We start from the raw sequence: 11,943 nt of genomic DNA, 5'->3' as shown, positions 1-11,943 counted from the left end.
CCTGCCTCCTTAGTGTCCTATTTTAATACATAAAACGGTTATGAAAGCGTAGTTGATCAAATTGTTGCACGGACTTTTGGTCAACATTGGTGCCAATTCGGGCCATTAGACAGTTGGCAGGATGAGAGCTGATTTCAGGATCATCTGTAGCAAACCACTCAAGTCCGCCACTTCCCATCATTTTTTCCATGACTTTTCGATATTCCCAAACATCTAACCCACTTCCTTTTAAGTCCCAATGCCAATAATATTCAGTTGTAATAATAATATAATCTTCCATTGCTGGGTCAAGCATAGATAGCTTAATAAGGTTTTTCCCCGCAGAAATGCCACGATAAGCTGATGCAATTTCTATGGCACCTAACTCAAGTAAATTCTCCATGTTTCCTTCAGACCACCTTTCCATCGGATCGGGGTATAAGAAGGTAACATAGCCTACAACGGTTTGATCATCTACTACAACATTAATTCTGCCCTCAGGTAAATCAGCAATTTCAATTAAGGCCTCCTTCTGTTTCTCAGCTGGACGGAATGATTCCAGACCACTATGAAACTGATAAGAGGATAATTTCCCACTGCTAATTGGGCCTTCAAGTAATAAAGATCTTCCTTCGTAGGGGATGGTTGTTGAATGGTAGCTTTTTGTATGAATCATATGTTCGTCACTCACCTTTGTCAGGCTAATACGTTCATTATACACAAATCTAACATACTTGCAGGGATGAATAGAAGATAACTTGCTTTTTCTTAAAAAGAATCAGCGTTTTCTTTCTGTTTGTATAAATCAATTATGTATATTATACTGATGTTAATTCATTACAGAAAGGAAGAGAACTCATGAAAATGCAAGCGCTTCCACCTGAAAATGGAACTTACAATCTAGAAAACTATAAAAAAGAATACGAAAGCTTTGATTGGGGCTCTGTTGAGAAAGAGTTTACTTGGAGTGAGACTGGGAAAGTGAACCTTGCATTTGAAGCGATTGATCGTTTTGCAGAGGGAGAGAAAGCGAGTCAAGTTGCCCTTCACTATAGTGATAAACAGAGAGAAGAATCTTATACATTTGAACAGATGAAAAGACAATCCAATAAAGCTGGTAATGTTTTAAAAGATGCTGGAGTCAAAAAAGGAGATCGTGTTTTTATTTTTATGCCTCGTTCACCCGAGCTTTATTTTGCGCTGTTTGGTGCTATTAAGCTTGGTGCAATTGTGGGGCCCCTTTTTGAAGCCTTTATGGAAGGTGCCGTTCGCGATCGCCTTGAGGATAGTGGAGCAAAGGTCTTAGTAACGACTCCCCTATTGCTAGAGCGAGTTCCTTTTGAGGATCTCCCTGATTTGAAGAAGGTTTTAATTGTAGATCCAAATCATACGGATGATGGTGCATTTATTAACTTTAATACTCATCTTGAGTCGGCTTCTGACGAGCTTGAGATAGAGTGGGTCGATCGTGAGGACGGGTTAATTTTACATTACACGTCAGGGTCTACTGGAAAACCAAAAGGCGTACTACATGTCCATAATGCTATGGTTCAGCATTATCAAACGGCTAAGTGGGTGCTTGATCTAAAGGATGATGACGTTTACTGGTGTACAGCTGATCCAGGCTGGGTAACAGGTACATCCTATGGAATATTTGCTCCTTGGCTTGCTGGCGTAACCAATATTGTCAGAGGGGGCCGCTTCAGCCCGGATGACTGGTATTCAACACTTGATAAATACAATGTAACCGTGTGGTACAGTGCCCCAACGGCTTTCAGAATGCTGATGAGTGCAGGGGATGAAGTCGTTAAACGCTACGATTTAACCCATCTACGACACATTTTAAGTGTAGGAGAACCACTGAATCCAGAAGTCATTCGCTGGGGATCAAAGGTCTTTAATAAACGAATTCACGATACATGGTGGATGACCGAAACAGGAGCTCAGCTTATTTGTAATTATCCATCGGAAGAGGTACGTCCAGGTTCTATGGGTAAACCGATACCAGGTATTAAAGCTGCGATAATTGATGATAGGGGTAATGAGCTGCCACCAAACAGAATGGGTAATCTAGCGATTAGTAAAGGCTGGCCATCTATGATGAGACAAATCTGGAACAACCCAGAGAAATTTAATAGCTATTTTGAACTTGAAGGCTGGTATATCTCTGGAGATTCAGCTTATATGGATGAGGACGGTTATTTCTGGTTTCAAGGGCGCATTGACGATGTCATTATGACCTCTGGTGAGAGAGTTGGGCCATTTGAAGTAGAGAGTAAGCTTATTGAGCATCCTGCTATTGCAGAAGCCGGAGTGATTGGAAAGCCAGACCCTGTGCGTGGAGAGATCATCAAAGCATTTGTTGCCTTACGCGACGGTTATGATGTCTCTGATGAGTTAAAGGAAGAAATTCGTACATTTGTGAAGCAAGGTCTTTCTGCTCATGCAGCGCCACGAGAAATTGAATTTAGAAAAGGATTACCGAAGACTAGAAGCGGTAAAATCATGAGACGTGTGCTCAAAGCATGGGAGCTAGATTTGCCAACGGGTGATCTATCAACTATGGAGGACTAGATAAGTGTGTTAGCTAGAGGGAAAGTCGAACGAATGGTGTTAATCTAACACATAATTGTTCGGCTTTTCTTTGTTAAGAGGCAGGACAGGTTTTGGAAGGGACGGAGAAGAAATCAAACATTAGCTGTCCTCTTGTACTAAATAGTCCAGAGAATGTCGGGAGGAGATAATATGATACATAAAACAGCTGCTCAGCTATTTACGTTAAGAGAAGAAATGAAGAGAGGCATTAAGCCTGTGCTGGCAGAGCTGAAACAAATGGGCTGGCCAGGTGTGCAGCTTTCTGCATTGCCAGAGGGCTATGATCCGCAAGAGCTTGCAGCATGGCTTCAAGAATATAATCTCAAAGCAGCAGGTATGCATGTATCTCTTCAGCGTTTAGAAAAGGATCTTGAAGGAGTAATAGAGGAAGTAAATCTATACCAAACAAAGGATATTGTCTGTCCATTTCTCCCAGAATCCACTCGTACGAAAGAAGGCTATACCGAAATAAAGCACAAGCTAAACAAATGGGCTAAACAAGCAAGTAGCTATCGGATTAGCTATCATAATCATGATTTTGAGTTTGATGTAGTAATGGATGAAGGGCAGTCTGCTTTAGAGTATTTGCTAGAGCCTACACCTGACAACCTAATCTACGCAGAGATTGACGTATATTGGGTAAAAAAGGCAGGACTTAATCCCGTTTCGTTTATTCGACCATACGCCAAGCGCATGCCATTACTTCATCTAAAGGATATGACAAACGACCATCGACAAACCTTTGCAGAAATCGGTCAGGGACAAATTGACTTTCTGCCAATCATTGAGTGGGGAGAGCAATCTGGAGTAGAATGGTATATCGTTGAGCAGGATCAATGTGAAAGAGATCCAATGCGAAGTCTCGAAATGAGTTTAGTTTATCTAAACCAGATGAAAGTCTGAGACGTACTTACGTCCATAATGAAGAGCTTGTCGACAATGATACCATTGCCAACAAGCTCTTTTACATTCTTTATAAATCTTAGCCAACTACCCACTCATTAGCTGTTTTCTATAATATTCAGGCGTCTCACCCGTTAATTGCTTGAATATCCTTGAAAAATGAGATGGATACTTGAACCCGTGCTGATAGCTTAAATCAGTAATACTCTGTTCTGGCTCAAGCGTTAAACTGACTTTAGCCTGATTAATTCTTTTCTGCAGAAGATATTTGAAAATGGTGACCCCGGTTACTTCTTTAAAAATTTTAGATAAATAATATTTACTCAGGTGCAGCTCTGATTCAAGAATGTCTAAGTGAAAGTCTCTTTGATAATGCGTCTCAATGTATGAGATCACTTTTTGAACATGTTTTTCTTTATCAGATTGAGGTCGGATAGAGTCTTGAAGTGGATTTTGGCAGTACGGATAAAGAAAAGTGAGTAACTCCATAAAGGATAATTGAAACTTAAAGTTATCCATTTCAGTTTCTGATTGTTGCAATTCATTCATCTTTACTAAATAAGATTCAAGTGTAGACTGTTCCTCATCTTGGAAGGCTAAATGAATAAATGAGAGCTGTTTGAAGGGATCCACAAGCTGTGGCATCCCCATTGGAGTAAGTATCTCCGAATAATATGGCTGATTGAAGTGAATGGTGGTCCTTATATAAGGACTACCCTCAAACAATTTAGGTCGATGTAGTGTCATCCCATTCATAAGGATGACACTACCCGATGACAACGGAAGAATACGATCTCCAATTAAATACGTGCATTTTCCCTTATGGAAATAAAATAGTTCAGCTGCTTGGTGAGAGTGGAAGTCTGATTTTACTTTCTTATCCTCGGCATAGTTTATGGATAAATGAAACTGCGTCATACGCGTGCAGTAGGTCTAATGACTTGCGCCTGCTGCTGGGAAAGAAGGCATAGTTCAGCTGCTTTAAAAGCATGCTCTTGAGTCATTGCATTTTCGGTTCGATGAATGCAATCAAGAATAAGTTCCCCGAAGAAAGGAAAGCCAACTTTTCCGGAAACAGCGAAGTGTTGTTCACCGTCATCATTTACAAGGTATACATGGTTACCACCTGATCCCTCTTTAGCTACATCTGTATACTTACGAATCTCGATCGTTCCTTTTGTTCCTGTGAGGAAAAGTCGACCATCCCCCCAAGTACCTAACCCATCAGGAGTGTACCAATCTACTCTAAAATAGTGGGTAGCTCCGTTTTCACCTACTAATGTGGCATCCCCATAGTCCTCAAGCTCTGGATAGTCCTCGCAATTATAGTGAGCCACCTTACTATGAAGAACTTCGGCATCCTTATTTCCCGTATAAAACAAAAACTGTTCGATTTGATGACTTCCAATATCACATAAAATGCCACCATACTGTTCTTTTTTGAAGAACCAGTCTGGACGATAGTCTTTATTTAATCGATGAGGACCAAAGCCAGTTACCTGAATAACCTCACCAATCGCACCTTGCTCTACAAGCTGACCAGCAAAAATAGCAGATTCAACGTGCAACCTCTCGCTGTAATAGACCATATATTTTTGCTGTGTCTCTTTTGTGATACGTTTTGTTTCCTCAAGCTGCTCGAGCGTCGTAAAAGGTGTTTTATCTGTGAAATAGTCCTTGCCATGCTGCATCACGCGGTTACCGAGCTCACTTCGTTTGTTAGGAATAGCAGCAGCAGCGACAAGCTGAATAGAAGGGTCTTCCAGTATGTCTAGTTCGCTTTGAGCAAGTTCAACATCGGGAAATTCCTTTTGGAACTTTTTCAGTTTTTCTGGGTCTGGATCGTATACTTTTGTTAAGGTAGCACCAGCTTCAATTAAACCATGGCACATACCATAAATATGACCATGATCAAGAGCTACGGCAGCAAATAGAAATTCTCCAGGTTCTACTACATGGGCGGGTTTTCCTTTAGGTGCGTAATTCATTCCATCACTATTTGTCATTATCATTTCCCCCTTTAATGAGTTCCTTTAACATCTAACGACTTTTCAACGACACTTTTTTTAACGGTAGATTGATCTTTCCTGGTGTTCAAATGCTCAAGATACAAATCTTCATCAAGAGGCAAGGAGACCCAATTGTCGATCCACGTGGATAGTTGCATAGCGTTTGATAATGTTAACCCATTAATCCCCTGTTCCCCAGGAGCGACTAATGATTTTTGATGTAAAATAGCTTCAATAAAGTTTTGGGTGATACCAGCATGCCCCGTATTTGGACCCTCAATTGGAATCTCGCATTTCCATGTTTCAGGTGCACCAAATCCACCCGTATAGCTTTGATTAAATTCAGGCTCCGACATTCTTAGTCTCCAGAAGGATAGTTTGTTATTCTCAACAACCACCTTGCCGTTCTCACCAGTGATCTCAAGGCGATTTGTTCCTGGAGCTTCACCAGTTGTTGTAACGAAGACGGCGGTTGCGCCATTTTCATATTCGGCATAGGCGGTGACGTCATCTTCTACTTCAATATCGCGGTACTTACCGAAATGACAGAAGGCTCGAATTCGTTCTGGCAACTGTCCGGTCAACCAATACATAAGATCCAATTGATGTGGACATTGATTAATAAGAACGCCTCCGCCTTCACCTTCCCAGGTGGCACGCCAGCTACTTGAATCATAGTAGCTCTGAGTACGGTACCAATCAGTGATAATCCAATTAATTCTTCTAATACCACCTAATTCGCCATCTTGAATGAGCTCTCGTAATTTTTGATAAATGGGATTCATACGTTGGTTATACATTATTGAAAAAACCAGTTGATGCTTTTGCGCTTCCTCATTCATCTCACGCACTTGCTTTGTGTATACACCAGCAGGCTTCTCTACTAATACATGTATACCATGCTCAAAGGCTCGAATGGCAAGTGATGGGTGACTGTAGTGAGGTGTAGCAATAATGACGGCGTCCACAGTTCCAGATTCAAAAAAGGCATTTTCATCAGAGAAAACGTTTACATTTTTTCCGTCGAAATGATGACTAATCTCGTCAATCCGACTCGTTCTTTTTTCCAGAATGGCCGTTAACACGGCGCCTTTAATACTTCCCTTTAAAAGGTAATCGGCATGAACCATGCCCATGTTACCGACACCAATGACGCCTATCCTAACTTCATCACTCATTCAATCAACTCCAATCAGTGTATAGTGTTCAGTATAACGGATTTAACCTTGTTACGCTTCCCCCTAATTGATGAAACCAGAGAGTCATTTATACCTCATTGTTGTCTGAGGCCATTGAAAAAGTCATGAAAGAATGAGCTGAGTGGCGCCGCTACAGGAGAACCCTACGCTTTCCGCGGGAACGGCCTCAGCCCTCGAAGTGGAAAACCACCCCTTCGATGTCTTCAGACGCGTTCTGTTCCGCAGGAGTCTACGGGTTCTCCTTCCGCTAACGTTCTGACTTAAACATTGAAGAACGTTACCAGTCTTATAAAGATCGTTTTTCAGTGGCCTCTCCTTGCTCCTCCAGGAGTCTTCTTATATCTCCTACGATGATTTATGCTCTCATTTTTTTATTTAACAACCTTCTCAATTTTCATTCGAATTCAATTTTATATCTGGATAAATTTTTTTACTTCAAACTGAAAAAGAAAATAGAGAGTAAAGTCATTTGATGATGACCTTACCCTCTATTCATAATTGTAGCGGCTCAAGTAATATTTTAATTATTTGTTCGGTTTCTAAGGCGATTTTTGCATTAATGTCCCAAGCTCTTCTATGTTATTTAATAGGGGAGAGTGAGGCTATGCTTAGTAAATACACTCTGCTTTCCAATGAACGCGGGTCGCTTCCCGCTGCTAAAGAAGTCTAGCAGCTTTGATATTAATCGTCATCTGATTCTTCATCATTATCATCATCATCTGTGTTATCCTGCTCATCTTCATCTGAATCATCGTCTGAATCTGAATCTGAATCTCCTTGTTCGTCTTCATCTGATTGAGCATCGTCTTCTTCTTTCTTCTTCTGTTCCTCTTCGTCTTTTGACAGCCAATCGTTACCTTTGGCGATGTCAGAAGCATCGGATTCATTTCCAACAGAATCAACTGCGGTCACATAATAAGCGTACTTGCCATCATTCACATCAGCACTTGTTGACTCATTTCCCTTTACTGATTGAACAACTTTGAAGTTGTCACTTCCATTATCGGCACGGTAGACTCTGTACCCAACAATATCACTTGCACCATGCTTAGACCAAGATAATGAGCTACCACTTAGTGATACACCAGAAACCTTGCCAGGTGTACTGCCATCATCAGGAGCCTCCTGGTCGCTTACAATACCTGATACAGAATCAGGTAGGTAGGAAGAGATGTCACCTATGTTAAAGAGGTCTCCAGAGAGGGAAATGCCTCTTTCTGTAAATTCTTCAGGTGTTTGTGAACGTGCTTTGTAGTTTTTGCCGTTAATTGTCACATAACGCTCTGATTTTAAGTCATCACTTGAGTTAGGTAGAAACTTTTTATTAAACAGATCTGTTGTAACTAAACCAGCTTCTTCACAAGCCTTTGATGGAGCAGTTCCAGTTAAGCTACAGATTTTTCTTGAGACAACACCCTCTGGTTGACTGAAGGAGTTGGAAGGAGCCATAAGCTCAGCGTTAACCCCATACGCGGCATTGGCGATGTTAGACCAGATTTTTTGGTTTCTGGGACCATATCGCAAGCCATTTACTGTTTGTGTAATAGAGTGGTTTGAGTCGTACCCTATCCATACACCTAATGTGACATTTGGATTGGTAGCCACAAACCATGAATCTCTTGTATTTTGTGTAGTTCCTGTTTTGCCTGCCCAATCAGCAGAGAAGTTCAAATTTCCTGGTACACTGCTTGCCGTACCACCAGATTTTAGGACATCCCTCATCATATCAAGCGTTAAATAATTGGTCTCGACAGTAAAAACATCCGTTTCCTTCTCTTCATGCTCAAACACGATGTCTCCATCCGCAGTTTCAATGCGATCAATCATATAAGACTCAACGCGTTTTCCGCCATTGCCAAAGGTAGAATAAGCGTTAGTATTCTCTTCAACAGTCATATCTATTGTTCCAAGAACGGTAGATTCAAAAGGCGCACCATCTTGAACAGGAATACCAAGTCTTTGCAACGTTTCTCTTGCAGCATCATGTTGAACACTGTTAGCCGCTCGAACTGCAGGCACGTTTCTTGACTGAGCAAGGGACTTTCTTGCGGATTGAAGCCCTTTATAACCGTGATCAAAGTTTCTAATAGGGTCACCACTTGATGAATAATTCATTGGAGTGTCTGGTATAACAATACCAGGCTGTGTGGATCCAATTTCCATAGCGGGTGCATAACCAAGTAAAGGCTTCATCGTTGATCCTGTTTGTCTTTTTGCTTGAGTCGCATGATTAAATTGTTTGTCTTGATTGCCTTCTTCACGACCACCTACAAATCCAATAATGGCTCCTGTTTTATTATCTTGGAGAACGGCTCCAACTTCTTCATTTTCGCCTTCTTTTTCCGGACCAAAAAGACTATTATCTTTCACAGCATCCTGCATCGCATCATAAATATCCTGATCAATTGTTGTATGAATACGATACCCGTTATTAGATAAATCATGTGCTGCAGCAGCGGTGTATTCTTGTGCCGTTTCATTACGTTTGGCATCACTCATATCATCTAAGTTCACTTCATCCGCTGCCATTTTCGCTTCGGCAATAATAGGCGTAGCACGACTCATAATTTCGTATGTTAAGTATTGGTATTTCTCCGTGATAGGCGGAGTGCGATCTGTAAAATTAGCCTGTATATCATAGTCTAAGGCTTCTTGCATTTCTTCTTCCGAGATATATCCTTCCGACTGCATACGACTTAGTACTGTGCGCATACGGTTAAGGGCTGGATCAATTGATGCCTTTACCTCGCCGCTTGATAGGAATGGAGTATACCCAAATGGACTTTGTGGCAGACCTGCAATAAAAGCAGATTGTGCCAAGTTCAAGTCCTTCGCTTCTACACCAAATATTCCAGTAGCAGCTGATTGAACACCAGCAATTTGATTGCCTGATGCATTACGACCAAAAGGAACAACATTTAAATAAGCTTCTAGAATGTCTTCCTTGCTCATAAAATGCTCCAAACGCATGGCCAACAAAATCTCAGTTGCCTTACGATCAAACGAAACTTCACTTGAAAGAATTTGCTGCTTGATAAGCTGCTGGGTTAAGGTACTTCCTCCCGTTTGAGTAGAGGAGTTTGCAAATTCCTGGTACGTCGCTCTCATAATGGCTTTTGGAACAATACCTTCATGCTCATAGAAATATTCATCTTCTGTAGCAATAATAGCTTGCTTTACATAGTCTGAAATGTCGTCAAGAGCCACTTGATGACGCTCTAAATCGGAAGGTAATTCTCCCATATACGTATCACCAGCAAAGAATACCTGACTGGTTTCTTCATAATTGTGTATCTTTGTCGTCATTTCTTCGGAATTTTGAAGGGGTTCATCTTGAACGAGTGACGCAAAGTAGCCGGCCGCTGTACCGCCGACAAAGAACATAGACATTAATGCGAACACAATAAAAAGCAAAAATAGGTTCCAGAACACTTGGTAGGTGATCCCTATTTTGCGGAATAGTTGAATGTCATCTAGTTTTTTATACAATACGTGTATTCTCTCTTTAATTTGAGAAAACATGGACATAACATACCTCCCTAAATAATCAGCAATAGTATAGCACAGCTTTCATGTAGATGAAATGCTTTCCAGAAAGGTTTTCGTTAAATATTGACTATGTCACAGGTTTGTGTTAAAACTGTAACAACTAAATGAAGACACATGCGTGGAAGGGTCGCAGTATTTCAGCACATATCGTTTCTTAGAGAACTGGCGGACGGTGCAAGCCAGTACGAGGTGTTGAGAGAATTACAGCCTGGAGCTTATTCTTTGCATTGCAAAGAACGGTAAATACCGTTATATACTGAGTGGGAAAAGCATCGTTGCTTTTCAACAAGGGTGGTACCGCGATAACCTCGTCCCTTTTTTAGGGAGGAGTTTTTTTGTGTTTAAAAAGAGATAACTTTTGGAGGGCTATTGATGGCAGAGACAAAGCAGACATTAACACCAGAACAAAAACAGTTGGTTGATACACAAGTAAAGGAATTAATGCGAGGAGTCGTAGAAATTACGCCCGAGCACGCCTTCCGTGAAAAGATTGAGCACTCTGTCGTTACAGGGACTCCTTTAAAGATAAAATTAGGGATGGACCCTTCAGCTCCAGATGTACACATCGGCCACACCGTTGTGTTGCATAAGCTGCGTCAATTCCAGGAGTTTGGCCATACGATTCAGCTTTTAATTGGTGACTTTACTGGTCGTATAGGTGATCCGACAGGCAAATCTGAAACAAGAAAAGCATTAACAGATGAGCAGGTAACTGAAAATGCAAAAACATATGTTGAGCAGTATAGTAAGGTTTTAGACATGGAGAAGGTCACATTAATGTACAATTCAGAGTGGCTCAAAAAGCTTAACTTTGAAGATGTCATTAAGCTGGCAAGTAATTTAACAGTTGCACGTTTGCTTGAACGTGATGACTTTGAAAAACGATACAAATCACAGCAGCCTATTTCCATCCATGAATTTTTCTACCCATTGATGCAAGGTTACGACTCTGTTGCGATGGAATCAGATATTGAGGTAGGAGGCACGGATCAGAAGTTTAATCTCTTAATGGGTAGGCAGCTCCAGGACGCCTATGGTCAAGATAAACAGGTGGCCATGACCCTTCCATTAATAGAAGGACTGGACGGAGTTAGAAAGATGTCTAAGTCTCTAAACAACTATATCGGAATTGATGAAGCACCAAATGAGATCTTTGGTAAATCCATGTCCATTCCTGATGAGTTAATGGTGAAATATTTCCGACTAGCAACCGATCTTCCAATTGAAGAGGTGGAGGTGCTGGAAAAAGGCTTGGCTGAAGGCAAGATTCACCCAAGAGATGCAAAGATGAACCTCGGTAGTAAGCTTGTAGAAATGTACCATGGGCAAGAGGCAGCGAAAGAAGCGCGTTCATATTTTGAAACGGTGTTCCAAAAGAATTCCCTACCTGATGATATGCCAGTTATTAAGTGGGAAGGACCTGAACAAATTGGCGTCATTGATCTAGTCGCAGAATTAAAGCTACTTCCTTCAAAAGGAGAAGCGCGTCGGATGATTCAAAATGGTGGCGTGAAGATTAATGAAGAAAAGGTTTCTGATATTAAAGCGGAGATTACGATTCAGGATGGATTGATTGTGCAGGTTGGGAAGAGGAAGTTTGCTAAGTTGACACTTTAGAGAATGGGAAAACGGACTTTGGTCCGTTTTTTTGTTTGGTCTTTAAGGAATTTTGGGTAAGGTCGGAAGGGCTTCTTGGTAAAATCTTAAAA

General features: G+C 41.2%; 8 protein-coding genes and 1 other annotated feature. Of the genes, 3 read left to right on the top strand and 5 right to left on the bottom strand.

Annotation, left to right across the window (positions count from 1 at the left end; all coding sequences use genetic code 11):
• Positions 1–22: 22 nt before the first annotated feature.
• Positions 23–655, bottom strand: coding sequence for a GNAT family N-acetyltransferase (locus FN960_RS00570; protein ID WP_143846429.1), 633 nt, complete (start codon positions 653–655; stop codon positions 23–25).
• Positions 656–837: 182 nt separating this feature from the next.
• On the opposite strand from FN960_RS00570, the gene acsA reads away from it, so the two are divergent.
• Both acsA and FN960_RS00560 read left to right on the top strand, forming a co-directional pair.
• Positions 838–2,553 (top strand): acetate--CoA ligase, encoded by a 1,716-nt coding sequence (gene acsA, locus FN960_RS00565; RefSeq protein WP_143846428.1) that lies wholly within the window; start codon positions 838–840, stop codon positions 2,551–2,553.
• A gap of 171 nt (positions 2,554–2,724) precedes the next feature.
• Entirely contained in the window at positions 2,725–3,477 is a 753-nt protein-coding gene (locus tag FN960_RS00560) for a sugar phosphate isomerase/epimerase family protein (RefSeq protein WP_143846427.1), read from the top strand.
• Between the two features lie 87 nt (positions 3,478–3,564).
• On the opposite strand, the gene FN960_RS00555 is transcribed toward FN960_RS00560, so the two are convergent.
• The 4 genes from FN960_RS00555 to FN960_RS00540 all read right to left on the bottom strand — a co-directional run bounded on the left by FN960_RS00555 (position 3,565) and on the right by FN960_RS00540 (position 10,213).
• The gene (locus FN960_RS00555; RefSeq protein ID WP_143846426.1) at positions 3,565–4,395 is read right to left on the bottom strand and encodes an AraC family transcriptional regulator; all 831 of its coding nucleotides are present in this window, start codon (positions 4,393–4,395) and stop codon (positions 3,565–3,567) included.
• A complete protein-coding gene (locus FN960_RS00550; protein WP_143846425.1) occupies positions 4,392–5,483 on the bottom strand; it encodes a Gfo/Idh/MocA family protein in 1,092 nt (363 codons plus the stop codon). The genes FN960_RS00555 and FN960_RS00550 overlap by 4 nt, the downstream gene beginning before the upstream one ends.
• 14 nt (positions 5,484–5,497) lie before the next feature.
• On the bottom strand, positions 5,498–6,664 hold the full coding sequence (locus FN960_RS00545) for a Gfo/Idh/MocA family protein (protein ID WP_143846424.1): 1,167 nt from the start codon (positions 6,662–6,664) through the stop codon (positions 5,498–5,500).
• 702 nt (positions 6,665–7,366) lie between these two features.
• A complete protein-coding gene (locus FN960_RS00540) occupies positions 7,367–10,213 on the bottom strand; it encodes a transglycosylase domain-containing protein (RefSeq protein WP_143846423.1) in 2,847 nt (948 codons plus the stop codon).
• 131 nt (positions 10,214–10,344) lie between these two features.
• Positions 10,345–10,553, top strand: a binding site (T-box leader).
• 53 nt (positions 10,554–10,606) lie between these two features.
• Between FN960_RS00540 and tyrS the strand changes: the two genes are divergently transcribed.
• A complete protein-coding gene (tyrS, locus tag FN960_RS00535) occupies positions 10,607–11,851 on the top strand; it encodes a tyrosine--tRNA ligase (protein ID WP_143846422.1) in 1,245 nt (414 codons plus the stop codon).
• The last annotated feature ends 92 nt before the right edge of the window (positions 11,852–11,943 follow it).

The organism is Alkalicoccobacillus porphyridii, assembly GCF_007293315.1.
Taxonomy (GTDB): Bacteria; Bacillota; Bacilli; order Bacillales; family Bacillaceae_D; genus Alkalicoccobacillus; species Alkalicoccobacillus porphyridii.
Note: the sequence above shows the minus strand (reverse complement) of the source record. Positions and strands in the feature narration are given on the sequence as shown.